Origin of the sequence: Parasynechococcus sp., assembly GCF_045559935.1 — a bacterium.
Lineage (GTDB): Bacteria > Cyanobacteriota > Cyanobacteriia > PCC-6307 > Cyanobiaceae > Parasynechococcus.
Genome location: NZ_JBJLJL010000010.1, coordinates 88,983 through 111,372, shown reverse-complemented (window position 1 = coordinate 111,372; position 22,390 = coordinate 88,983). Strand labels below are relative to the sequence as shown.

At 61.2% G+C, this 22,390-nt stretch carries 23 protein-coding genes and 1 tRNA gene; 17 read left to right on the top strand and 7 right to left on the bottom strand.

The window, feature by feature from the left end; genetic code table 11:
• Nucleotides 1–18: 18 nt before the first annotated feature.
• Nucleotides 19–1,656 (top strand): bifunctional 3,4-dihydroxy-2-butanone-4-phosphate synthase/GTP cyclohydrolase II, encoded by a 1,638-nt coding sequence (gene ribBA / locus ACJ0G7_RS10505; RefSeq protein ID WP_407396072.1) that lies wholly within the window; start codon nt 19–21, stop codon nt 1,654–1,656.
• Here the strand turns inward: ribBA and ACJ0G7_RS10500 are convergent, their stop codons facing one another.
• Nucleotides 1,657–2,097, bottom strand: coding sequence for a peptidylprolyl isomerase (locus ACJ0G7_RS10500; protein WP_407396070.1), 441 nt, complete (start codon nt 2,095–2,097; stop codon nt 1,657–1,659). It lies immediately after the preceding gene.
• Nucleotides 2,098–2,138: 41 nt separating this feature from the next.
• Between ACJ0G7_RS10500 and mtnP the strand changes: the two genes are divergently transcribed.
• A complete protein-coding gene (gene mtnP, locus ACJ0G7_RS10495; protein ID WP_407396068.1) occupies nt 2,139–3,047 on the top strand; it encodes an S-methyl-5'-thioadenosine phosphorylase in 909 nt (302 codons plus the stop codon).
• Here mtnP and murQ read toward each other — a convergent pair.
• The 4 genes from murQ to dnaK are packed head-to-tail and all read right to left on the bottom strand — an operon-like array spanning nt 3,038 to nt 7,337.
• Nucleotides 3,038–3,988: an N-acetylmuramic acid 6-phosphate etherase gene (gene murQ, locus ACJ0G7_RS10490; protein WP_407396066.1), complete on the bottom strand. Its 951-nt coding sequence runs from the start codon at nt 3,986–3,988 to the stop codon at nt 3,038–3,040. The two genes, mtnP and murQ, sit on opposite strands and share 10 nt — an antisense overlap.
• A gap of 3 nt (nt 3,989–3,991) precedes the next feature.
• Nucleotides 3,992–4,426 (bottom strand): DUF3110 domain-containing protein, encoded by a 435-nt coding sequence (locus tag ACJ0G7_RS10485; RefSeq protein ID WP_043691069.1) that lies wholly within the window; start codon nt 4,424–4,426, stop codon nt 3,992–3,994.
• 51 nt (nt 4,427–4,477) lie between these two features.
• On the bottom strand, nt 4,478–5,362 hold the full coding sequence (locus ACJ0G7_RS10480) for a DnaJ domain-containing protein (RefSeq protein WP_043691067.1): 885 nt from the start codon (nt 5,360–5,362) through the stop codon (nt 4,478–4,480).
• On the bottom strand, nt 5,346–7,337 hold the full coding sequence (gene dnaK / locus ACJ0G7_RS10475) for a molecular chaperone DnaK (RefSeq protein ID WP_043691065.1): 1,992 nt from the start codon (nt 7,335–7,337) through the stop codon (nt 5,346–5,348). The genes ACJ0G7_RS10480 and dnaK overlap by 17 nt, the downstream gene beginning before the upstream one ends.
• 145 nt (nt 7,338–7,482) lie before the next feature.
• On the opposite strand from dnaK, the gene pstC reads away from it, so the two are divergent.
• The 3 genes from pstC to pstB are packed head-to-tail and all read left to right on the top strand — an operon-like array spanning nt 7,483 to nt 10,215.
• Nucleotides 7,483–8,433, top strand: coding sequence for a phosphate ABC transporter permease subunit PstC (gene pstC, locus ACJ0G7_RS10470; protein WP_407396064.1), 951 nt, complete (start codon nt 7,483–7,485; stop codon nt 8,431–8,433).
• A 1-nt stretch (nt 8,434) separates the two neighbouring features.
• Nucleotides 8,435–9,337: a phosphate ABC transporter permease PstA gene (gene pstA, locus ACJ0G7_RS10465; RefSeq protein ID WP_407396063.1), complete on the top strand. Its 903-nt coding sequence runs from the start codon at nt 8,435–8,437 to the stop codon at nt 9,335–9,337.
• Nucleotides 9,338–9,393: 56 nt separating this feature from the next.
• A complete protein-coding gene (gene pstB, locus ACJ0G7_RS10460) occupies nt 9,394–10,215 on the top strand; it encodes a phosphate ABC transporter ATP-binding protein PstB (RefSeq protein ID WP_043691061.1) in 822 nt (273 codons plus the stop codon).
• Nucleotides 10,216–10,336: 121 nt separating this feature from the next.
• Here the strand turns inward: pstB and ACJ0G7_RS10455 are convergent.
• Nucleotides 10,337–10,423, bottom strand: a tRNA-Ser gene (locus ACJ0G7_RS10455).
• A gap of 54 nt (nt 10,424–10,477) precedes the next feature.
• Here ACJ0G7_RS10455 and ACJ0G7_RS10450 point away from each other — a divergent pair.
• From ACJ0G7_RS10450 to ACJ0G7_RS10435, 4 genes are read left to right on the top strand one after another with little or no spacing between them, the layout of a single operon-like run.
• Entirely contained in the window at nt 10,478–10,846 is a 369-nt protein-coding gene (locus ACJ0G7_RS10450) for a 2Fe-2S iron-sulfur cluster-binding protein (RefSeq protein ID WP_043691059.1), read from the top strand.
• Between the two features lie 3 nt (nt 10,847–10,849).
• Nucleotides 10,850–11,737 (top strand): inositol monophosphatase family protein, encoded by an 888-nt coding sequence (locus tag ACJ0G7_RS10445; RefSeq protein ID WP_407396061.1) that lies wholly within the window; start codon nt 10,850–10,852, stop codon nt 11,735–11,737.
• 22 nt (nt 11,738–11,759) lie between these two features.
• The gene (locus tag ACJ0G7_RS10440) at nt 11,760–12,938 is read left to right on the top strand and encodes an ATP phosphoribosyltransferase regulatory subunit (RefSeq protein WP_407396059.1); all 1,179 of its coding nucleotides are present in this window, start codon (nt 11,760–11,762) and stop codon (nt 12,936–12,938) included.
• A gap of 26 nt (nt 12,939–12,964) precedes the next feature.
• Complete coding sequence (locus ACJ0G7_RS10435; RefSeq protein WP_043691056.1) at nt 12,965–13,189, top strand: ferredoxin family protein; 225 nt, start codon at nt 12,965–12,967, stop codon at nt 13,187–13,189.
• 11 nt (nt 13,190–13,200) lie between these two features.
• On the opposite strand, the gene ACJ0G7_RS10430 is transcribed toward ACJ0G7_RS10435, so the two are convergent.
• On the bottom strand, nt 13,201–13,809 hold the full coding sequence (locus ACJ0G7_RS10430) for a ferric reductase-like transmembrane domain-containing protein (protein ID WP_407396057.1): 609 nt from the start codon (nt 13,807–13,809) through the stop codon (nt 13,201–13,203).
• A gap of 134 nt (nt 13,810–13,943) precedes the next feature.
• On the opposite strand from ACJ0G7_RS10430, the gene htpG reads away from it, so the two are divergent.
• The 8 genes from htpG to ACJ0G7_RS10390 all read left to right on the top strand — a co-directional run bounded on the left by htpG (nt 13,944) and on the right by ACJ0G7_RS10390 (nt 22,182).
• Complete coding sequence (gene htpG / locus ACJ0G7_RS10425; RefSeq protein WP_407396056.1) at nt 13,944–15,848, top strand: molecular chaperone HtpG; 1,905 nt, start codon at nt 13,944–13,946, stop codon at nt 15,846–15,848.
• A 77-nt stretch (nt 15,849–15,925) separates the two neighbouring features.
• A complete protein-coding gene (gene rpmB / locus ACJ0G7_RS10420; RefSeq protein ID WP_043691050.1) occupies nt 15,926–16,162 on the top strand; it encodes a 50S ribosomal protein L28 in 237 nt (78 codons plus the stop codon).
• Between the two features lie 10 nt (nt 16,163–16,172).
• Complete coding sequence (locus tag ACJ0G7_RS10415) at nt 16,173–16,733, top strand: peroxiredoxin (RefSeq protein ID WP_407396054.1); 561 nt, start codon at nt 16,173–16,175, stop codon at nt 16,731–16,733.
• A 56-nt stretch (nt 16,734–16,789) separates the two neighbouring features.
• Nucleotides 16,790–18,274 carry a glucosylglycerol-phosphate synthase gene (ggpS, locus tag ACJ0G7_RS10410; protein ID WP_407396053.1) on the top strand — a complete coding sequence of 495 codons (1,485 nt, stop codon included), beginning with the start codon at nt 16,790–16,792 and terminating at the stop codon, nt 18,272–18,274.
• On the top strand, nt 18,271–19,539 hold the full coding sequence (locus tag ACJ0G7_RS10405; protein WP_407396052.1) for an ABC transporter substrate-binding protein: 1,269 nt from the start codon (nt 18,271–18,273) through the stop codon (nt 19,537–19,539). The genes ggpS and ACJ0G7_RS10405 overlap by 4 nt, the downstream gene beginning before the upstream one ends.
• Nucleotides 19,536–20,402, top strand: a complete 867-nt coding sequence (locus tag ACJ0G7_RS10400) for a carbohydrate ABC transporter permease (RefSeq protein ID WP_043691044.1) — start codon at nt 19,536–19,538, stop codon at nt 20,400–20,402. Before ACJ0G7_RS10405 ends, ACJ0G7_RS10400 begins: the two co-directional genes overlap by 4 nt.
• Nucleotides 20,399–21,214, top strand: coding sequence for a carbohydrate ABC transporter permease (locus tag ACJ0G7_RS10395; protein ID WP_407396051.1), 816 nt, complete (start codon nt 20,399–20,401; stop codon nt 21,212–21,214). Before ACJ0G7_RS10400 ends, ACJ0G7_RS10395 begins: the two co-directional genes overlap by 4 nt.
• Nucleotides 21,211–22,182, top strand: a complete 972-nt coding sequence (locus ACJ0G7_RS10390) for an ABC transporter ATP-binding protein (RefSeq protein ID WP_407396050.1) — start codon at nt 21,211–21,213, stop codon at nt 22,180–22,182. The genes ACJ0G7_RS10395 and ACJ0G7_RS10390 overlap by 4 nt, the downstream gene beginning before the upstream one ends.
• Nucleotides 22,183–22,390 lie beyond the last annotated feature (208 nt).

Sequence of the window (22,390 nt, the reverse complement as noted above, 5' to 3'; positions counted from 1 at the left end):
ATCGTACAGGTATCGATAATGACAACTCATTCCATCGTTTTCAGGACCCTGGGAGATCAGATCGAATTCGACAGCATTCCCGATGCCCTGGCGGCCATCCGTAACGGGGCCTGCGTCGTGGTGGTCGACGACGAACAGCGTGAAAACGAAGGGGATCTCATCTGCGCCGCGCAGTTCGCCACCCCTGAAGCGATCAATTTCATGGCCACCGAAGCCCGTGGACTGATCTGCCTGGCAATGGAGGGGAGTCGTCTGGATGCCCTCGATCTGCCCCTGATGGTGGATCGCAACACCGACGTGAATGAGACCGCCTTCACCGTCAGCATCGATGCCGGCCGTGAGCATGGCGTCAGCACGGGGATTTCCGCTGAGGACAGGGCCCGAACGATCCAGGTGGCCCTCAACCCGTCCACGCGACCGGCCGATCTGCGGCGCCCCGGCCACATCTTCCCCCTGCGGGCCCGTCCGGGTGGGGTTCTGAAGAGGGCAGGGCACACCGAAGCCGCGGTTGACCTCGCCCAGCTGTCCGGACTGGCACCAGCCGGTGTGATCTGCGAGATCCAGAACACCGATGGCTCGATGGCTCGGCTGGCGCAGCTGCGGGAGTACGCCACCCGCTGGGGTTTGAAGCTGATCAACATCGCGGATCTGATCCGATACCGACTGGAAAACGAGCGGTTCGTCAGACGACAGGCCCAGGCGAGCATGCCCAGCCAGTTCGGCGACTTTCAGGCGATCGGATATCGCAATGAACTCGACGGTTCCGAGCACGTCGCCCTGATCAAGGGAGATCCTGCAGCCCTGAAGGAACCGGTGCTCGTGCGCATGCATTCGGAATGCCTCACCGGCGATGCCTTCGGTTCACTTCGCTGCGATTGCCGTTCCCAGCTGGAGACAGCGCTGCGAAGGATCGAACAGGAGGGGGAAGGCGTCGTCGTTTATCTGCGGCAGGAAGGCCGGGGGATCGGACTGATCAACAAGCTCAAGGCCTACAGCCTCCAGGATGGGGGGCTGGACACGGTGGAAGCCAACGAGCGCCTGGGGTTTCCGGCCGACCTGCGCAATTACGGGGTCGGAGCTCAAATTCTTTCCGACCTCGGCATCCACCATCTGCGGCTTCTGACCAACAACCCGCGCAAGATCGCCGGCCTCGGTGGCTATGGACTGAAGGTGGAGGAACGCGTTCCGCTTGTGATGGATGCCGGGGATCACAACGCCGAGTATCTGGCCACGAAACGCGACAAGCTCGGTCATCTGATGGCAGAACAGGGACCCTGCACCGTGCTGGCGCTGGCCGTCGACGCCGCCACGGACCAGTGGCCTCAGATCCGTCGACGAGCCGAGTCGGCGGCCTCGGACCACGGCTTCCAGCTGGAAGCCGTCCAGACCCCCCGCCTGCTGGCCCTTTGGGAGCGCCCCCAGTTCGTCTGGACGCTTCGTCCGGGTCAGGAGGATCCTCTCCCCCTGCTGCGTCTGATGGCGCAATGGCCGGAGACACGTCGACTCGGTCTGTTGAAGGCAGCAACCGACCGGATGGCACTGCATCCGCCCCACACGCTGGAGCGGACCGAGCTTGGCCTGAACGACCTGGTTGATGGGCAGGGGGACGGACCGCTGCCTTCCGAACCGTCCCTGCTGCACTGGACCACGGACTGATCAGTCCTGGATGGTGACCTTGGTGATACGGGATCCGTTGCCCAGCTTCAGCACGGTGTCCATGTTCCCGGTGAGACCGAACACGGTGTGCACGCCATCGAGATGAGGCTGAGCCTCATGGCAGATGTAGAACTGCGAGCCGCCGGTGTTCTTGCCGGCGTGAGCCATCGCCAGCGTGCCTGCCTGGTGTTTCTTGGCATTGATCTCACAGTCGATCTGGTAGCCAGGGCCACCGGTGCCGGGCATGCCCTTGGATCCTTCACGGGAGTTCGGACAGCCTCCCTGGGCCATGAAACCTGGAATGACCCTGTGGAAAGCCAGACCGTCGTAAAAGCCATCCTTCGCCAGCTTGACGAAATTGGCCACGGTGTTGGGTGCGTCCGCCTCGAACAGCTCGAGCTCGATCGGGCCCGCCTCCGTCTCCATCAGAGCCTTGGTCATGGTGCCGCGAGCAAAACTGGAGTGTAGGGAGCTGTGCAGGGATGACTGAGCCCATGGATCTGAGCCATGCCCGTGTCGGTGTGATCGGCGGCAGCGGTCTCTATGCCATGCCCGGACTCGAGCAGCTGGAGGAACACTCCGTGGAGACCCCGTTCGGGAGTCCGTCGGATGTGATGCGTCTCGGACGGCTGGGAGGAATGGAGGTGGTCTTTCTGGCCCGTCACGGCCGTGACCACCATCTGATGCCGATGGAAGTTCCATACACGGCGAACATCTGGGCGATGCGGAGTCTCGGCGTGCGCTGGCTGATCTCCGTGTCCGCCGTCGGATCCCTGAAGGAACATCTCCGCCCGCGCGACATGGTGGTGCCCGATCAGTTCATCGATCGCACCCATCAACGCCCGCAGTCGTTCTTCGGTGACGGCTGTGTTGCTCATGTGAGCCTGGCCGATCCGACCTGCCCGATCCTCAATGACCTGCTGGCTGATGCTGCCGAGCAGGCGATCCCCGCCGGTCATCATCTGCATCGCGGCGGAACCTATCTGTGCATGGAAGGTCCTGCCTTCTCCACCCGTGCCGAGAGCGAGCTCTACCGCAGCTGGGGATGTGCGGTGATCGGAATGACGAATCACACCGAAGCACGGCTCGCCCGCGAGGCTGAGATCGCTTACAGCTCCCTCAGCATGGTGACCGACTTCGACTGCTGGCAACGGGACCAGGACGCTGTCAGCGTCGAACTGGTGCTGGGCAATCTGAAGGCCAATGCGGAGGCCACCGCACCGATCCTGAGCCGGGTGATGGATCAGCTGCAAGCGACGCGGCCTGTGTCCGCGGCCCACACCGCGCTCGCGGATGCTCTCTTCACCCGGAAGGAGAGGGTCCCAACGGAGACCAGGCGACGGCTTGATCTGTTCACAGCTCCCTACTGGGGATCCTTTGATCAGGCCTGAAGCAGGCTGACACCACTGGCTTCGAGCGCCGCACGCAACTGCTGTCTGTGCTCCTGCAGTCGCTCGGTTGCTGCGGAACGATCCAGACCTGTGGCCGCCATCATCAGCGCGAGCTTCACCGAACCGCCTGTCTGTTCGAGAAGCGCAAGGCCACTCTCCCGATCGAGTCCGGCCAGATCGCGCAGGATGCGCAGGGACCGGTCCACCAGTTTGCTGTTGCTGGCAGCCACATCAACCATGCGGTTGCCGTACACCTTGCCGAGACGCACCATCACGCCGGTCGACAGGATGTTGAGCGCCATCTTCGTGGCGGTGCCCGCCTTCAGGCGGGTTGAACCGGTGAGCAGTTCCGGGCCGGTGAGCAGCCGGATGTCGAGATCACAGGGGAGTGGTGCCTGCTCAGCGGGCACGCAGGCCATGGCGATCGCCAGAGCCCCGAGCTCGAGTGCATGGCGGAGACCTCCCCTGACATAGGGGGTGGTGCCACCTGCAGCGATGCCGATCAGACAATCCCTGGAACAGAAGCCCCGCTGCTCCAGATCGGAGCGGCCGGCCTGCTCAAGATCTTCCAGACCTTCGGAGCTGCGCAGCAGTGCCGGTGCCCCACCCGCGAGCACACCCTGCACCATCTCGGGATCACTGCAGAAGGTGGGGGGACATTCGGCAGCGTCGAGAACACCCAGCCGTCCGGAAGTCCCCGCTCCCAGATAAAAAAGCCGGCCTCCCGTCCTCAGTCGTTCAGCAATGCGGTCCACGGCATGACTGATCTCTGTGGCGGCAGCCTCGACCGCCTGTTGAGGGCGACGGTCCTCGGCCACGAACAGGTCCACCAGCTCCTGGGTCGGCAACTGATCGAGGTCACGGCTGAGGCTGTTGCTCTGCTCCGTGAGCAGATGCCCGCGGTCATCCGAGGGCTGCAGGTCACGCTGAAACTCAGCCATGGATCAGAGGAGACCCTCCAGCCGCTGACGCAGTTCATCCAGCTCCGGGGAGGACCTCACCGCACTGTCACTCTCACCGTCACTGGCAGCGTCACGGGCACTTTCATCATCGGTGTCGATCTCCTCTTTCCAGCGGGAGACATCGCGATTGGATTCCGGAGGGGAGATGAACAGTCTCTCTTCGTCACTGCCCGGCAGGAAACCGGTCTCGATGAAGCGCGGTTCATATCCCGCCTCGCTGCAGAACGCCTCCACTTCCACGCGATCCAGGGCTTCGATGCTCGGCACAGGAAAGTCCTGTGCTTCGAGCAAACCGGCGTACCGCTCGGCGTCATCGGGATTCTCGAACAGGAGAACCACCGTGCGCCCCCCGATCTCAAGGGAATGGATTCCCTCGCTGTCAGTGCCTGCATCGAAAAGGAGCACGTGCACGCGCATTGCGTCGGTCACATCACCGGAAGAGGGCAGGAGTCTCTCACCGATCCTCGCTCAGCTGGCATCCGGATCGAGAGCCAGCTCCTGCAGGCGGCGGTACAGCGCCCGTTCCGCATCTCCGAGATCGGCGGGAATGACGATCACGATCTCAACGAGCTGATCACCTCGACGGTCGTCGATGGTCAGCCCACGACCACGAAGACGAAGCAGGCGGCCGCTGGAGGAACCAGGAGGGACCTGCAGTGTCACGGGGCCGTCGAGGGTGGGAACATCCACCGCGCATCCGAGAGCGGCATCGGGCGGGAAGAGCTCCAGCCTGTACAGAACCCTCAGCCCATCGATGCGAAGTCCTTCCGGTGTCACCACACGCAGCTGCAGAAAATGATCACGCCCACCGGCGGCAACCCCCTCCAGCCTGAGTCTCCAGCCGTCTCCGGCGAAGGGAGGGGTGTCGAGCTCCACCAGCGTTCCATCCTCCAGGGCAAGCTCCACGCGGGTGCCGAACAACGCCTGATCAGGGGTGAGCTCGATGGTGGATTCCAGGTCTTCCCTGACCTGAACCGGCGGCGGCGGCGGCGGTGCGGAGACCGGTGAATCCCCGCGATCTCTCGCAGGTTCGTCCTGCACGGCCGTCGTCGGAATACCGAGAACCACCTCGAGGTAATCCTCGAAATGGGGAAATCCGCTGGCGAAGGGATCGTGGCTGGTCTCCGATGCGCGATCACCGGCTTCCCAGCTCTGCCGGCGACGCGGGTCGCTGAGCACCGCATAAGCCTCATTGACCAGCTTGAAGCGCTCTTCCGCAACAGGGTCATTGCCGTTGAGATCGGGGTGCCATCGGCGGGCTTCCTGGCGGAAGGCGCGCTTGAGCTGGTCCTGGCTGCTGCCCGGTTCGAGTCCGAGCAGCGACCAGTAATCAGGATCAGCGATAGAAGTCATCGTCCCAGGGATCGGAACCCCGCTGGCCTAGTCCACGGCTTCGCGAGGGAGGACGGCTGGGGGAGCCCCAGGGGTCATCCTCCCAGTCATCGGAGAACAGTTCATCCTTCAGGGATCCAAGCGTGTTGCGGAGACCCTGGAGGGGATTGCCATCCCCTTGGCGCTCCATGGAGAGGCGCCGGTTGAGGCCGAACAGGGCCTCCTCCAGGCCGCTCACGGTGAGATCGAGTTCCTGAAGATCATCCTGAGCCAGACAGTCCTGGACATCACGGATGGCCATCTCGACCGCCCTCTGCTGGCGATCCGCTCCGTACGGCCCAAGTTCGAGCGCAGCATCCCGGAGGCGACGTTCGGCCTGAGCCACAAGGGTCTGGGCACGGTTGCGACGCTCCACCTGACTGCGACGACGCCGGTCGTCATCCGCGCGCTCCTCCGCCTCCGCCAGGAGTGCCTGAAGTTCGTCCTCATTGAGATTGGAACCTCCCTGAATCGAAACGGACTGCTTGCGGCCGGTGGTGCGATCGGTGGCACTGACCTGCAGAAGACCGTTGGCATCGATGTCGAAGGCCACCTGCACCTGCGGGACACCGCGAGGGGCGGGTGGGATCCCCGAGAGTCGGAATCGACCCAGTGACTTGTTATCAGCGGCCATCTGACGCTCCCCCTGCCAGACATGAATCTCGACCGAGGACTGGTTCGCCTCCGAGGTGCTGAACACGTCGGACTGACGCACGGGAATTGGCGTGTTCCTTGGAATGAGCACCTTCATCAGGCCTCCAACCGTCTCCAGTCCGAGCGATAAAGGCGTGACGTCGTTCAGCAGGAGGTCCCGGAGCTCGCCGGTGAGGATGCCCGCCTGCACGGCTGCGCCGATCGCCACCACCTCATCGGGGTTCACCGACTGACAGGGATCGATGGGCACGAGGGTGCGCACCAGCTGCTGAACCATCGGCATGCGCGTGGCTCCGCCGACCAGAACCACGTCATCGATGTCCTCAGCCGCCCAGCCGGAATCCCGCAGGGAACACTGCACGGGATTCAACAGACGGTCGAGCAGATCGGGGCAGAGGGATTCGAAGGTGGATCGGTCGAGAGAGGTCTCGATATGCAGAGGTCCCTCGGTTCCGGTGGCGATGAACGGTAGGGAAATCGGCGTGCTCAGTACGCCGGAGAGCTCCTGCTTGGCCTTCTCGGAAGCTTCGATCAGTCGTTGCAGTGCCTGGCGGTCACGGCGGAGATCGATGCCGTGTTCGGACTGGAAGGCATCGGCGAGCCAGTCGACGATGCGCTGATCGAAATCATTTCCCCCCAGCTGCGTGTCGCCGTTGGTCGCTTTCACATCGAAAACACCGTTGGCGATGCGAAGCAGCGACACGTCAAAGGTTCCACCACCCAGATCGAAGACCAGAACACGCCGGACGGCGCTGCGATCAAAGCCGTAGGCAAGAGCGGCAGCGGTGGGTTCGTTCAGGATTCTCTCGACGGAGATACCGGCCAGACGGCCAGCATCCCGGGTTGCCTGGCGCTGAGCATCGTTGAAGTAGGCCGGCACGGTGACGACCGCGGCCTCGACGCTCTCACCGAGATAAACGGCCGCGTCATCCACAAGCTTGCGGATGATGCTGGCCACGAGTTCCTCCGGCGCGTATTCCCGCTCCGTCACCGGACAGGGCACACGGACCTGGCCGACGTCATTGGCCCGGACCGTGTAAGGGACAGAGAGGCTGCCATCCTCAAGCTCCTCCCAGTCACGACCGACGAATCGCTTCAGATTGGAAAAGGTGTTGCGTGGGCTGAGGACCAGCTGTCGCCGGGCCATCTGACCGACCAACAGCTCCCGATCCTTGCTGTAGCCCACCACCGAGGGCGTGGTTCGACTCCCCTCGGCATTCGCGATCACGAGAGGCCTGCCGGCTTCGAGGACGGCAACGACCGAGTTGGTTGTCCCCAGGTCGATTCCGACGATCCGGCCCATAACCCCACGCGTTCGATCCCCACGCTACCGACCGCATCCAGAGCGAGGTCGCGAGCCTCGACCAAAAGCCAACGCCCCGTTAAGACGTTCTTAGTGACGTGCAGTGAAGTCGCCGATAACTTATCGAAGTGAGATTTACAGGAGAATGTCCCCCGAAACAGACACTCAATATCTTCTCCGCAGGCGTCCTCCACAAGAAAAACTTGTCGATGTCGGCTTTAGGAATCTCGCAGTCGTTCTGGCTTCGATGGTGGCGATCGTTCTCCTCTCCATTCTTGTGGTGGTGTTCTGGGGAGGTCTCGAATCCATGGGTCGATACGGCTGGAAATTCCTGGTCACATCCAACTGGAATCCAGTCGACGACGAGTACGGAGCCGGAGCAGCCATTTACGGAACACTTGTCACGTCGCTGCTTTCTCTCCTGATTGCAGTTCCACTTGGCGTGGGCACAGCAATCTTCATCACGGAAAACATCATCCCCCGCTATATCAGAAATGTGATCGGGGTGATGGTCGAGTTATTGGCAGCCATTCCTTCCGTTGTGCTCGGCCTCTGGGCCATCTTCGTGATGGAGCCATTCATCCGTCCGTTGCTGGAGTTGCTCTACACGCTGTTCAGTTGGTTGCCCTTCTTCAGCACACCTCCGATGGGTCCAGGCACTCTGCCTGCGGTTCTGATTCTGGTGGTGATGATTCTTCCGATCATCACGGCCATCGCGCGTGATTCTCTGAATCAGGTGCCGATGAAACTCCGTCAGGCTGCTTATGGAGTTGGAACAACTCGCTGGGGAGCGATCATGAACGTGATGCTTCCAGCAGCCGTTTCCGGAATCGTGGGAGGCGTGATGCTCGCACTCGGCCGTGCCATGGGAGAGACGATGGCCGTGACGATGATCATTGGTAACTCAAACAACTTCAGCGTCTCACTGCTGGCACCCGGTAACACGATTGCCTCGATGCTCGCCAATCAGTTCGGTGAAGCTGATGGTTCTCAGGTCTCCTCCTTGATGTATGCGGCCTTCGTTCTGATCATCATGACCCTTGCGGTGAACATCTTCGCTCAGTGGATCGTAAAACGACTCAGCCTGAAGTATTGAGATGACTTATTCCACTTCAATCAAAACTGCTGACGGGCTTCCCGATCTTTCCTACAAGCCTGCACTGGGCCGCAACATCGGCAGCCGCATTCTCACGATCATCGCCGGTCTGTTTGCGGGCATTGCTGTTCTTCCGCTGATTCTCGTTCTGGGCTACGTGCTGATCCGGGGAGCTTCGAAGATCAGCATCAGTCTGCTGACCGAGCTGCCCCCTCCTCCCGGTCTTGAGGGTGGCGGCATCGGCAACGCGATCATCGGGACCTTCGTGGTGACGATCATCGCCGGGCTTGTGGCGATTCCGGTTGGCGTCGGAGGCGGGATCTACCTGGCTGAATATTCCCGGTCTGGTTCCTTCTCTCAGTTCATCCGCTTCGGCACCAACGTGCTGGCGGGAGTTCCCTCGATCATCGCCGGCGTTTTCATCTACGGAACGATCGTCACCAGCCGCATCGTTTTCGGCAATGCCTACAGCGCTCTAGCCGGTGGCATCGCCCTTTCGATCCTGATGCTGCCCACGGTGATCAAGACCACCGACGAGGGCCTCAAACTCGTCTCGGATGATCTGAGACGCGGCGCCCTGGGTGTTGGCGCCTCCCGCTTCGTCACGATCGTGCGGATCACGCTTCCGACCGCGTTCACCCCGATCGCCACAGGTGTCGTTCTGGCCATCGCCCGAGCAGCGGGTGAAACTGCTCCCCTGATCTTCACAGCCCTGTTTTCACCCTTCTGGTCCGACGGGATCTTTGCACCGATCGCAACGCTTTCCGTGCTGATCTACAACTTCGCGATCATGCCCTACGAGATTCAGAACGAACTGGCCTGGGCCGCTTCATTCATTCTCGTGGCCGTGATCCTGATGCTCAATCTCTTCTCCCGCTGGCTCGGTCGTTTCGCTTCCAGGTGATCGACTGACTGACTTCTTCCAACCGTTCCTCTTCCCCATCGCTCCCCTACAGAGCCATGACCACCTCCCAGCTCCACACTGAACAGCAGCAGGTGTCGGAAGATACCGCCATCTCGATTCAGAACGTCACCATCAGCTACGGCTCCTACGAAGCCGTGAAGAACGTCTACTGCGATGTTCCGCGCGGCAAGGTGACGGCGTTCATCGGACCCTCTGGCTGCGGAAAATCAACCGTTCTGCGTGCCCTCAACCGCATGAACGATCTCATCGAAGGTTGTTCTCTGAAGGGGCGTGTTCTCTTCGATGGTGTTGATCTTTACGGTGCGCAGGTGGACCCTGTTGAGGTGCGGCGGCGCATCGGAATGGTGTTCCAGCAGCCGAATCCCTTCCCCAAAAGTATCTACGAGAACATCGCCTTCGGTGCTCGCATCAATGGCTTCACCGGTGACATGGACGAGCTTGTGGAACGCTCCTTAAGGCAGGCAGCGGTCTGGGACGAGTGCAAAGACAAGCTCAAGGAAAGCGGATACTCCCTCTCAGGTGGTCAGCAGCAGCGTCTCTGCATCGCACGGACCATCGCCATTCAGCCGGAGGTGATCCTGATGGACGAGCCCTGTTCAGCGCTTGACCCGATCTCCACCCTGAAGATCGAGGAAACCATGCATGAGCTCAAGAAGAGCTTCACCATCGTGATCGTGACGCACAACATGCAGCAGGCCGTTCGCGTCAGTGACATGACCGCCTTCTACAACGCCGAGGCCGTTGAGGGTGGAACCGGCAAGGTGGGGTATCTGGTGGAATTCAGTGACACCGAGAAGATCTTCAACTCCCCCCAGCAACAGGCCACTCAGGATTACGTTTCGGGCCGTTTCGGCTGATCAGTTCCAGGGGGTGTCATCAACCAGCGGAACAGGGTGGTGTCACAGCCACCCTGTTTTTATGCGCGCTGCTGATGTGGAAGCCAGGCAAAAAAAATCCGGTCCTGACGGACCGGAGAAGCGGAGAGCGAGGGATTCGAACCCTCGATAGAGTTGCCCCTATACAGCATTTCCAGTGCTGCGCCTTCGACCACTCGGCCAGCTCTCCACCGGCTTATGTGGGGCAGATGCCAATGTAGCAGGGCCTTTTCCAGAGGGCTGCATGCGGCCGCAGCACAGGATCACGGTGCACTGGCGCCAGCAGAACCGAACCATCACCCATGAGGTGGCTGAGGGTGATTACATCCTGCGCAGCTTCGAGCTGCAGGGCGATCCGCTGCCCTTTTCCTGTCGGAACGGATGCTGCACGAGCTGCGCCGTCCGGGTGCTGGAAGGAGAACTCGATCAACGGGAGGCGATGGGACTGTCGAAGGAATTGCGTGCCCGAGGCTATGGACTGTTGTGTGTCGCCAGGGCGACGGGCCCGCTTGAAGCGGAGACCCAGGATGAGGACGAGGTCTATGAGCTCCAGTTCGGTCGCCACTTCGGTCGCGGTTCCGTACGGGCCGGACTCCCTCTGGAGGAGGACTGAACGATGACATCAAACCTGTGTGCGCAGGCCGCTGAGCAGGCTGGTCTGAATCAGGCGGCTCTGCGTCACCTGGCAGACGTGGCCAGGGAGGTGGCCGAACTCGGCGGTGCTGAGCTGATGCGTCACTACGGACGTCTCTCCAGCATCGAGAACAAAGGTCGCATCGGGGATCTGGTCACCAACGCAGATCTCGCTGCGGAAGCCAGAGTGCTGGAGGCGCTGAGGGAACGAACGCCCGATATCGCCGTTCTGGCTGAGGAGAGCGGGGCCAGAGGTGAACAGGACGGCCTGCGCTGGTGTGTCGATCCGCTCGACGGAACCACCAACTTCGCTCACGGGTATCCCTTCTTCGCCACATCGATCGGATTGACGTGGCGACAACAGCCCGTGCTCGGGGCGATCGCCGTGCCGTTTCTGAACGAGACCTTCTGGGGAGCTCCGGGCCTCGGCAGCTTTCTCAACACATCACCGATGCAGGTGAGTTCTTGCAACGACCTGGCGGACGCGCTTCTGGTGACGGGCTTCGCCTATGACCGTCACACACGGCTCGACAACAACTACGCGGAGTTCTGCTGGTTCACCCATCGCACCCGCGGCGTGCGTCGTGGCGGAGCTGCTGCGGTCGATCTGGCCTTTGTCGCAGCGGGGCGTCTCGACGGTTACTGGGAACGGGGTCTCGCGCCCTGGGATCTCGCGGCTGGCGTTGCTCTGGTGGAGATCGCCGGCGGACAGGTCAGCGATTACAGGGGAGAGCGCTTCGACATCGGCAGCGGACGCGTCCTGGCCTGTGCCCCCGGGCTGCATCAGCCCATGGTGGACGAACTGAACCAGGTGGAGCCACTCAGCGGTGCCTGTTTCGGTGCGCCGGGGATCACGGCCGTGGGATCCTGAAGCGTCGCCGACGACTTCGGACATGGCGCTGCAACCCGCAGCTGGCGCCCGGGATCTCAACCCGCGGCAGGTGGAGAGCAATCGCCTGCTCAGTGAACGGCTTGCCGCCGTCTACAGACTCTGGGGATACGACGAGGTGTCTCCTCCCCGGGTCGAGCGGCTGGACACCCTGATGGCAGGGGGTGCCATCGACAGCGGTGATGTCGTCAGGCTGGTTTCGGACGACCCACTCGGGCTTCGCCCCGAGATGACCGCCTCGATCGCTCGCGCAGCCAGCACGCGGCTGGCAAGTCGGCCTCGACCTCTGCGCCTCTGGGCCTCTGGCACGGTCTTCCAGAGCCGTTCTGCTGATGAAGGCGGCATGTGCATCGAGGAGAACCTCCAGAGCGGAGTGGAGCTGTTCGGCGTCCAGGGAGTGGAAGCGGAGATGGAACTGCTGGCCCTGCTCATCGCTTCGGTGTCGACCCTCGATCTGGGGGCAGGGCATCAACCGCAGCTGTTGATCGGTCACACCGCCCTGATGGATCTGGTGCTCTCTCCGTATGACGGAGTCCGAAAGGACGCCATCCGCACAGCTCTCACCCGATACGACCGCCTGGCCATCGAAGCGATGGATCTGCCGCAGGTCGATCGTGACGGGCTGCTTCGGCATCTCGACAGCCGAGGCAGACCTGACCTGCAGTTGCGGGAGCTGGAGGAACGGTTCGGCCCGCAGCCGGTGTTCGCGGATCTGAAGCGTCTCACGGACCTGCTCACGCCGGCGGCTGACGCCCAGGGTGTCTCAGTTCAGCTGGATGCCACCTTCCAGCCGATCTTCGAGCTCTACACAGGTCTTGTGTTCCAGTTGGTGTGCCAGGGGAAGGCAGCACCTGTCGTGATTGCCCGTGGAGGTCGTTACGACGATCTGGTTCGACGCTGCGGGGCGACGGGGATGGATGCGGCCGGTGTCGGGTTCAGCCTGGCGATCGATCCGATCCGAGAATTGCTCAGCGAATCCAGCGCGGGGCAAGCCGCTGAACCGGCTGTTCTGGTGGCCTATTCAGCCGGAACCGGCCTGGAGGATGCACTGCAAAGACAGCTGTCCTGGCATCAACAGGGAACACGCGCGGTGGTGGAGTTGAAACCGGTGGCTGATCGAACCCAGGCGGAGGCGATGGCCAGGGAGCGAGGCGGGCTGCAGCTGGACTGGATCACTCCCTAAAGTCCGGGTCCCATTTGATTCCCGTCATGCCCCACACCATCGTGAGCGATGTGTGCGAAGGCGTCGCCGACTGCGTCGATGCCTGTCCGGTCGCCTGCATCGATCAGGGGGGCGGCAAGAACAGCAAGGGAACCGACTTCTACTGGATCAACTTCGACACCTGCATCGACTGCGGGATCTGTCTGCAGGTCTGCCCTGTGGAGGGGGCGATCCTGGCCGAGGAGCGACCGGACCTGCAGAAGGTGAGCTGAACCACGTTCCCTCAGTTCGTGGTTCCGTGAAGCGCTCCGGGTGGCTGGTGCTTCGCCATGCGAACCGGTATCAGAGCCAGAGTGAACACAAGCAGCGGGGCGTAAAGCCAGAGCGGACCCTTCTTCGTGTGCTCGACATAGGTGAGTGCGAACACAGCCCACAACCAGTGACTGCCGATGAAGTGAAGCCGCTTCCAGTTCTGCAGACCCATCCATTTCTGGGCCTGATCCGTGGACGTCAAAGCCATCAGAGCGACGAACAGGTAGCCGAGCCCCCCGAACACCCACTGCGCCTTTGACTGATCACTGAGAAATGGTTCCGGGAAGCAGAGGGAGATCGCCAGGATCAGAGCCAGATGAACGAAGTGGGACGCTGCAAAGCTCAGACCGATCCAACGCCTGTTGCGCAGGATCCAGATGGTGAGAGGTGTTCTCCAGAGACTCTGGAGACTGGAGGCTGTGAAGGCGATCGAGAACAGAAGCAGGGAGCTGCGACCGGTGGCATCGATGCCTGTCTTGATGGAGGCCGCACTCCACCCGGCCTGCATCAGGAAGACGGCCAGTGAGAGAAGGATCAGACCGCTGACCCAAACAGTGATTCTCGGGCCGTCAACCTTCATGGCACGGAGCTCAAAGCCGAATTCTGAAGCTGCGTTCTGCCCCGGATGAGCCCATCAGTACGGAGAACCACCAAGGGTGGCTCTTGAGGGAGGTCTGGGTCGATTTGTAGGGTCGGTTTTTCTCTCAGATCCTCATGTCGGTGATGGAAGAACAGGGTCAGATTCAGATCCACACCGAGAACATCTTTCCGATCATCAAGAAGGCCGTTTATTCAGGCCACGAGGTGTTCCTCAGAGAACTGGTGAGCAATGGGGTCGACGCCATCAGCAAGAGGCGGATGGCCGCCATGGCTGGCGACTGCAGCGAGGGCGATGAGGGCGCCATCCGGATCTGCGTCGACCGTGAAGCCAAAACCGTCACCATTTCCGACAACGGGATCGGAATGACGGCTGATGAGGTGAAGCGCTACATCAACCAGGTCGCCTTCTCAAGCGCTGAGGATTTCCTCCAGAAATACAAACAGGAGGACGACGCAATCATCGGCCACTTCGGCCTTGGCTTCTACTCGAGCTTCATGGTGGCTCAGCGCGTCGAGCTGGTGACGCGATCAGCCCGACCTGACAGTGAAGCGGTTCGATGGAGCTGCGATGGATCTCCGAATTTCAGCATCGTCGCGGCAGAACGCGAGTCGGCCGGGACCGATGTGATTCTCCATCTGATGGAGGAGGAACTTGAATACCTTGAGCCGGCAAGAATCCGGACCTTGATCAACACCTACTGCGATTTCATGGCAGTACCGGTGCAACTCGAAGGCGAGACCATCAACAAGAGGGAAGCACCCTGGAGAAAGAGTGCTCGTGACCTGACAGATCAGGATTACATCGATCTCTACAACTATCTCTATCCCTTCCAGGGTGATCCCCTGCTGTGGGTTCATCTCAATACGGATTATCCCTACAACCTTCAGGGAATTCTTTTCTTCCCGAAACAGACTGGTCGCGCCGACTGGGAGAAGGGAGAAATCAAGTTGTACTGCAATCAGGTTTTCGTCAGCGACTCGATCAAGGAAGTTGTTCCGCGCTATCTGTTGCCGTTGCGAGGGGTGATCGATTCACCGGATATTCCCCTGAATGTGAGCCGCAGTGCCCTGCAGACAGATCGGAGAGTCCGCTCCATCGGCAGTTTCGTCGCCAAGAAAGTGGCCGATCGACTTCGCAGCCTCAAACAGGACGACCCCTCTGCCTACGCAGAAGCCTGGGAATCACTTGCCCCGTTCGTGAAGATCGGCGCGATGGAGGATGAAAAGTTCGCTGATCAGGTGTCCGAACTGATTCTGTTCGGAACATCAGCGCCCGCAGGGACAGGCGACGAGGCAGATCCTGTGGGTGCAAACGGCAACTGCTACACAACGCTCGCCGGATACCGCAGCAGACTTCCATCCGACAACAGCACCCGCATTCTCTACAGCACGGATGATGTGGCTCAGGCGGGCGCTCTGAATCTGTGGATCGCTCAGGGAGCCGAGGTCCTGAAACTCGAAACGGTGATCGACACGCAGTTCATCCCCTGGATGGAGCAGCGACATGACGATCTGAAGTTCCAGCGGGTTGATTCCGAGCTGGATGAAAGCCTCAAGGACGACGACTCCGAGCTGGCGGATCAGGATGGCAACACCCAGTCTGAAACCCTTCGCAGTCTGATCAAGGACGCTCTGGCCAACGACAAGGTCACCGTTCAGGTGCAGGCGCTCAAGAGTGAGGGCGCACCCCCGGCCATGATTCTTCTGCCGGAGCAGATGCGGCGGCTGAATGACATGGGAGCCCTGATGGAGCAGAGACTTCCAGGACTGCCGGATCACCATGTTCTGCTGGTGAATCGCCGCCATCCCCTCGTGGAGGGGCTTCTGAAACTCAAATCCGGCTCCGTTCTCGTGGGTTCGGCGGAGTCGTCCCCCACTGAGCGGCTATCCCGCGATCTGGCGATTCACCTCTACGACATGGCACGACTCGGGGTCGGCGGGCTGGAACCCAACGAACTGGCCGGATTCCAGACCCGCAGCGCAACCCTGATGGGTGACCTGATGCAGAGAGGCCTCTAGCAGCCAGTCTTTGATAGGGTTGTTGTTTGATTCCGTCTGATCGGGATCGAGCAACCTCAAGTCAGAAGGACGTCGTCATGTCACGGGTGTGTCAGCTCACGGGTACTCGCGCCAACAACGGCATGGCCGTGAGCCATTCCCACATCCGTACCAAGAAGTTGCAGCAGGCCAATCTGCAGCAGCGTCGTCTGTGGTGGGCCGAAGGAAAGCGTTGGGTGAACCTGCGCATCACGACTCGCGCCCTGAAGACCATCCAGAAGAAGGGACTTGGTGCCTATGCCAAGTCCCTCGGCATCAATCTCGCCAAGCTCTGAAGCCGCTCCGATGCAGCGCAGGGATCTGCTGATACGCACCGGTCTGCTGATGGCGGCGGTGAGTCTTGGCCCGAGAAGTGTGAGCGCTCTGGGAGGCACCCAGCTCTCCATCGGCGAGGCCGTGCCGACCTTCCAGCTGCCTGGATCCAGTCGCTCCGATAAAGATCGTTCCCTGTGGTCTCTCTCCGATTTCCAGGGCCAGTGGCTGGCCTTGTACTTCTATCCCCGGGATTTCACCGGGGGCTGCACGCTGGAGGCCCGCGGCTTCCAGACCATGCATCAGAGCTTCCGGGACGCGGGGGCTCAGGTGGTGGGCATCAGTGCCGACAGCGTCGATGACCACACATCCTTCTGTGACAGCGAGGAGCTGAGCTTTCCACTGCTCTCCGACCCCGACGGAACCGTGAGCAAGGCCTACGGGTCGTGGATGGCTCCCTACTCGCTGCGTCACACCTTCCTGATCGACCCCAACGGCGTTCTGCGCGAGCGGTGGGTCGCCGTACGCCCGAACGGTCACGCGAAGGAAGTGCTGGATTCTCTTCTGAATCTTCAGAACAACACGTCTGTTTGACAAATTCGCCACCTTGATGAAAGGTGGTTATCAAATTCATGCGCGATGTTGTGAACATGGGCAGCAGTAGTTTCATCATTCTCTACCACCGCACACCTTTTGACGAAGGAACTGATGAGCAGGGAAATCGAATATGGGTGGACCAGAAAAGCCCGAACGGCATCATTCCAACCCTGAGAAATATATTCAGAGACTGCGATGACGGAACCTGGATTGCCTGGAGAAGGGTCGAGAATCCCGAATCCGGTGACATTGAGCGGATCGGAATGCAGGATCCATCACCATTCACGCTCTGCAGAATTCCGCTCCATGATACTCAGATAACCAGTTTTTATCACATCACATCCAAGGAGTCCTTCTGGCCGATTCTGCATACATTTCCAACACACTTCAACGTCAATAACGCCGATTGGTCCATCTTCGAAGAAGTGAATCTGAGATTTGCTGAGGCAGCCTGTGAGGAAGCTGCTGAGGGCGCGACCGTCTGGGTGCACGACTACAACCTCTGGCTCGCACCCGGATACATCCGGGAACGACGTCCAGATCTGAAAATCGCGTTTTTTCACCACACTCCTTTCCCGGGGAATGATGTTTTCGCGATTCTTCCCTGGCGTGAGCAGATCCTCGAGAGTCTGCTCTGCTGTGATGTTGTGGGTTTTCACATCCCCCGATACACCGAGAACTTCGCCAGAGCTGCCAGCACTCTTGTTGGAGCCAACCGCGGACCGAAGGTGCCGGTCGACAAGAAATTCATCACGGTCGGGACAGCCCTGTCAGAAGGCACCGTCACCAGTCATCTGGAGCACAACGGCCGCTGTGTTCAGTTGCTGAGTTCACCGGTGGGAACATCGCCGGATGTGATTCAGGAGCTCTCCTGGAGTGCTGCTGTCGAAAATCACGGTGAACTGATCGTTCAGGACACCAAGAAGGGACGCAAGCTGATTCTTTCCGCAAGCCGGGTTGATTACACCAAGGGAAACGAAGAACTGCTGCTTGCCTATGAACGCCTGCTGGAGCGACGTCCTGATCTTCACGGTGACGTTGTGCTGATGCTGGCCTGTGTTGCAGCTGCGAGCGGCATGAAGATCTACGAGGACACACAGCGGTCGATCGAAGAAATGGCCGGTCGCATCAATGGTCGCTTCAGCCAGATTGACTGGGTTCCGGTGCGTTTCTCCACCCGAAGGATCCCTTACGAGGAGATGATCGCCTGGTTCTGCCACGCCGATGTCTGCTGGATCACGCCACTTCGGGACGGGCTGAATCTGGTCGCCAAGGAATATGCCGCAGCCCGCCGGAACCGTGGGGGAGTCCTGGTTCTGTCGGAATTCACAGGCGCCTCTGTGGTGCTTGATGGAGCGGTGCTGACCAACCCGTACTCCAACCGACGCATGGATGAAACCATCGAGACGGCACTGGTCATGCCGGAGGAGGAGCAGCGGGATCGGATGAGTCGGATGACGGAGGCAGTCGAGAACTACACCGTCAAAGACTGGGCTGAAGAGCAGCTGGCCGGTTTCCCTCAGGCTGTCGTTGCATGACCATCGGCCGGCGCACGCTGGCCGCTCTGCTCGGCCTCACCCTGCTGTTCAGCTTCGGGCTGGCCTGGTCCGGACAACGACAGATTCAGCGGGTCAACATCCTGATGCCGGCTCCCTTCGCGGATGCCACGGCAGAGCTGGTGCAGCGGTTCAATCGTGACCATCGCGGGAGCATCGCCCTCAGAGTGACCCGCGGCCCCCGCGACACCGAGTCGATCTCCGACCTGGCCATCAGCAGTCTTCTGCTGGGCAGTCCCCCCTTCGATGCCCTGCTGATGGATGTCACCTGGCTGGCCAAGTACGCCGCCGCCGGGTGGCTTGAACCGCTTGATTCCTACTTTGAACCTCAGGAGATCGATGCACTGGTCGCGGGAGCCCGGCTTGGCAATCACTACGACGGCGTTCTTTACCGCTGGCCCCTGATCGCCGACGTGGGTCTGCTCTACTGGCGCAAAGACCTGATGGAGGCACCACCGCGCACTCCGGACCAGCTGAGCAGTGTCGGCCGCCGGCTGATGGATGACGGTGCGGTGAACAGTGGATTCGTCTGGCAGGGGCGTCAGTACGAGGGATTGAGCTGTGATTTCGTTGAGATGCTCAGTGCCTTCGGTGGCAACTGGCTGAACCCACAGACCGGTGAACCCTCGCTCAACTCATCCGAGGCGCTTGAGGCCGTCGGATGGATGCGGAGCCTGATCCGTGATGGCATCAGTCCGAAGGCTGTGACCAACTATTCCGAATCCGAGTCGCTGCAGGCCTTCAAGGCAGGAGATGCCGCCCTGATGCGGAACTGGCCGTACGCCTGGGCGGAGCTTCAGAAGCCTGACAGTGCTGTGCGGGGACAGGTCGGGGTGACGCTGATGGTCCACAACGCGGGGCATCAGCCCGCAGCCACGCTCGGGAGCTGGGGGCTGAGCCTGCTGAAGGGCTCGGATCATCCACAGGCCGTGATCGAGGCGATTCGATTCCTCACATCTCCCGACGCGCAGAGGGAGCGATTCCGCAATCAGGGCTACACCCCCACCGACCGGTCCCTGTTCCGGGATCCCGAGATGCTGGAACTCTCCCCGATCCTGCCGGACCTGGAGCAGGCCCTCACCCACGCTGTTCCGCGACCTCCCACGCCGCTCTACGCCCAGCTCAGTGATGTGCTGCAGCGTCAGCTCAGTGGCGTGCTCACAGATGATCTGGCGGTTGACCAGGCGATGAACAAGGCACAGATCAACAGCATGACGATCGTCGAAGCCGCGGGAGGCGCCTCGTGACCTGGTTGCTGCTGACGCCGGCGCTGCTGCTGATGGCTCTCATCTTCGGATGGCCGATGCTGCGTTATGCCTGGCTCAGCTTCCACGCCAACTCGGTCCTGACGGGCCTGGTGCCGGTGGCCAACGGCGGTGCCAACTGGATGCGGCTGCTGGCCGACGACCGTTTCTGGCAGGACGTGCTGCAGACGAGCCGCTTCGCTCTGGTGTCCGTGACAGCCGAGCTGTTCCTCGCCCTTCTGATCGCCCTGCTGCTCGATCAGCGTTGGAGGGGGCGCGGTGCCGTGAGAGCTCTCACGCTTCTGCCCTGGGCTCTGCCCACCACGATGATGGCTCTGGGCTGGCGTTGGATCTTCAACACCCCCTATGGCCCCCTGGAAGCAGTCGCCGGGTTCGTGGGGCTGGGTCCGCTGAATCTGATGGCATCACCGCAGTGGACCTGGCTGGCCACGGTGGTGGCCGATGTCTGGAAGACAACTCCCTTCATCACGTTGATCCTTCTGGCTGGCCTGCAGACGATTCCGGCCGATCTCTACGCAGCCTTCCGTCTGGAAGGAGGCCGCTCCATCCAGGCACTGCGGGACATCACCCTGCCGCTGCTGCTGCCGTACATCCTGCTGAGCCTGCTGTTCCGGCTGGCCCAGGCCTTCGGAGTGTTCGACCTGATTCAGGTCCTCACGGGAGGCGGACCGGCCGGGAGCACGGAGAGCCTCGCGTTGTATGCCTATTTCAACGCCATGCGTTTCCTCGACTTCGGTTACAGCGCCACGGTCATGCTGGGTGGGTTCCTGCTGCTGAGTCTCTCGATCCTGCTGGGTGCCCTGGCGCTGCGGCTCTCCGGCGCGCTGCGACCGTTGCAGCCATGAACCGACGACAACTCTGGATCAGCCTGCTGTTGCTCTGGTCACTGGCTCCGATGCTCTGGCAGCTGATCAGCTCCTTCACCACCACGGCGGCACTGGTGGATGGTGGGGTCCCGTTCCTTCAGCGCTGGACCCTGATCCACTACCGCCAGTTGCTGAGCAGCGATCCACCCTTCTGGAGATTTCTGCTGAACAGCACCGTGCTGGCCTCGGCGTCCACCGTGCTCACCATCGCCCTGGCCATCCCCGCCGCCTACGGACTGGTGCGACTGCCCCAACGGTGGTTGCGCGTCAGTCGGGCCTTGATCGCCGGTGCCGCCCTCTTTCCTTATGTGCTCCTGTTTCTGGCCCTGCTGGAACTGGCCCGCAGCCTGAATCTGGGCAACAGTCTTCTCGCCCTGGCCATTCCGTATTCAGCCCTTTCCCTCCCACTGGCCCTGCTGCTGCTGACGGCAGCCTTCGAAGGGCTTCCGAAGGATCTCGATGACGCGGCAAAACTGGAAGGAATGAGCCTGGTGCAGCGGCTGCGATGGGTTCTGATTCCCCTGATCGCACCGGCGACGGCCAGCACGGCGATTCTCGTCTTCCTGTTCGCCTGGAATGAATATCCGATCGCCCTCACCTGGCTGAGCCGCAGTGAACAGCTCACCTTGCCGGTGGCGATGGCCCGCATCGCCGGCTCCTCGGTGTATTCCGTTCCCTACGGCGCTTACGCGGCTGCCACAGTGCTCGGAGCTTTGCCTCTGCTCTTGCTCGTGTTGCTGTTTCAGCGCCAGATCGTCTCCGGCCTCACCAACGGCGCGGTGAAGGGATGAGCCTGACTCTGCAATCGGTCGGCCGCCGTTACGGCGACACATGGATCCTTCAGAACCTTGACCTCGAGGTCGGTTCAGGGGAATGCCTCGCGCTGCTCGGCCCGAGCGGTTGTGGCAAGAGCACAGCCCTGCGTCTGATCGCCGGCCTTGACACGCCCGATGAAGGCAGCATCCGGATCAATGGCGAGGTCATGAACGGCGTGCCGCCGGATCGGCGACGGGTGGCCATGGTCTTCCAGAGCTATGCCCTCTTCCCCCATCTCTGCATCCGGGAGAATCTGAATCTCGGACTTCGCATCCGTGGGGTGTCCCCCGATGATCAGCGCCGCAGGGTGGCGTCGATCCTCGAGGTGATGCAGCTGGGATCGCTCGCGGAACGACGGCCTTCGGAGCTGTCGGGAGGGCAACGGCAGAGGGTTGCCCTGGCACGGGCGTTGCTGCGGGATCCGCTTGTGTATCTGCTGGATGAACCGATGAGCAATCTCGACGCCCAGCTCAGGGAGGAGCTGAGGCCTGAGCTCAAGCGACTCGTCCTGCAGGGTCCACAGCCGGTGGTGTACGTGACCCACGACCAGCAGGAGGCGATGGCGCTGGCAGACCGGATTGCCGTGCTTCGCAACGGCAGGATCGAACAGATCGGAACGCCCAGGGAGTTGTACGAACGCCCGGCGACCCTGTTTGTCGCACAGTTCATCGGACGACCACAGATGAACCTGCTGCATCGGGAGACGGGATTGATCGTGGGGATCAGACCTGAGCATCTGCGACTCGATCGCGAAGGCCTCCCCTGCCGTCTGATCGGCCGGGAATGGCTGGGGGCCGGGCAGCAGCTGCTTCTGGAGTGCAGCGCTGGAACGCTGCGCATGCTGTGCGACGGCACGGTTGAGCCTGGCGACGATCTCAGGGTGTCGTGGAACAGCTCCGATGAGCACCGGTTTCTGGACGGCAGCGGAACTCGAATGGCCTGATCCAGCGGTGCGCTGCGACACGTCCTGGATCAGCCGAAGTCGCTGAAATAAATGTCGATGCAGTCCGGTGATGACGTCCGCACTCTGGAGACAACGCAGTGACGTTCTGATCTGCCTTCTGATCCAGACCTTGTTGATTGTCATCGGTCAGAGCCTTCAGGGCCTGCAGCTCAGGCATGGAAGCAAGACAACACAGGCACAACCATCA

What these genes read in the sequence shown, in the direction of transcription:
- htpG (WP_407396056.1), top strand. Translation starts at nt 13,944, where the DNA reads ATGTCGGTGATGGAAGAACAGGGTCAGATTCAGATCCACACCGAGAAC.
- mtnP (WP_407396068.1), top strand. Translation starts at nt 2,139, where the DNA reads ATGACTGAGCCCATGGATCTGAGCCATGCCCGTGTCGGTGTGATCGGC.
- ACJ0G7_RS10430 (WP_407396057.1), bottom strand. Translation starts at nt 13,809, where the DNA reads ATGAAGGTTGACGGCCCGAGAATCACTGTTTGGGTCAGCGGTCTGATC.
- ACJ0G7_RS10435 (WP_043691056.1), top strand. Translation starts at nt 12,965, where the DNA reads ATGCCCCACACCATCGTGAGCGATGTGTGCGAAGGCGTCGCCGACTGC.
- ACJ0G7_RS10395 (WP_407396051.1), top strand. Translation starts at nt 20,399, where the DNA reads ATGAACCGACGACAACTCTGGATCAGCCTGCTGTTGCTCTGGTCACTG.
- ACJ0G7_RS10405 (WP_407396052.1), top strand. Translation starts at nt 18,271, where the DNA reads ATGACCATCGGCCGGCGCACGCTGGCCGCTCTGCTCGGCCTCACCCTG.
- ribBA (WP_407396072.1), top strand. Translation starts at nt 19, where the DNA reads ATGACAACTCATTCCATCGTTTTCAGGACCCTGGGAGATCAGATCGAA.
- ACJ0G7_RS10415 (WP_407396054.1), top strand. Translation starts at nt 16,173, where the DNA reads ATGCAGCGCAGGGATCTGCTGATACGCACCGGTCTGCTGATGGCGGCG.
- ACJ0G7_RS10445 (WP_407396061.1), top strand. Translation starts at nt 10,850, where the DNA reads ATGACATCAAACCTGTGTGCGCAGGCCGCTGAGCAGGCTGGTCTGAAT.
- dnaK (WP_043691065.1), bottom strand. Translation starts at nt 7,337, where the DNA reads ATGGGCCGGATCGTCGGAATCGACCTGGGGACAACCAACTCGGTCGTT.
- pstC (WP_407396064.1), top strand. Translation starts at nt 7,483, where the DNA reads ATGTCCCCCGAAACAGACACTCAATATCTTCTCCGCAGGCGTCCTCCA.
- ACJ0G7_RS10450 (WP_043691059.1), top strand. Translation starts at nt 10,478, where the DNA reads ATGCGGCCGCAGCACAGGATCACGGTGCACTGGCGCCAGCAGAACCGA.
- pstB (WP_043691061.1), top strand. Translation starts at nt 9,394, where the DNA reads ATGACCACCTCCCAGCTCCACACTGAACAGCAGCAGGTGTCGGAAGAT.
- murQ (WP_407396066.1), bottom strand. Translation starts at nt 3,988, where the DNA reads ATGGCTGAGTTTCAGCGTGACCTGCAGCCCTCGGATGACCGCGGGCAT.
- ACJ0G7_RS10440 (WP_407396059.1), top strand. Translation starts at nt 11,760, where the DNA reads ATGGCGCTGCAACCCGCAGCTGGCGCCCGGGATCTCAACCCGCGGCAG.
- rpmB (WP_043691050.1), top strand. Translation starts at nt 15,926, where the DNA reads ATGTCACGGGTGTGTCAGCTCACGGGTACTCGCGCCAACAACGGCATG.
- ACJ0G7_RS10390 (WP_407396050.1), top strand. Translation starts at nt 21,211, where the DNA reads ATGAGCCTGACTCTGCAATCGGTCGGCCGCCGTTACGGCGACACATGG.
- ggpS (WP_407396053.1), top strand. Translation starts at nt 16,790, where the DNA reads ATGGGCAGCAGTAGTTTCATCATTCTCTACCACCGCACACCTTTTGAC.
- pstA (WP_407396063.1), top strand. Translation starts at nt 8,435, where the DNA reads ATGACTTATTCCACTTCAATCAAAACTGCTGACGGGCTTCCCGATCTT.
- ACJ0G7_RS10485 (WP_043691069.1), bottom strand. Translation starts at nt 4,426, where the DNA reads ATGCGCGTGCACGTGCTCCTTTTCGATGCAGGCACTGACAGCGAGGGA.
- ACJ0G7_RS10480 (WP_043691067.1), bottom strand. Translation starts at nt 5,362, where the DNA reads ATGACTTCTATCGCTGATCCTGATTACTGGTCGCTGCTCGGACTCGAA.
- ACJ0G7_RS10500 (WP_407396070.1), bottom strand. Translation starts at nt 2,097, where the DNA reads ATGACCAAGGCTCTGATGGAGACGGAGGCGGGCCCGATCGAGCTCGAG.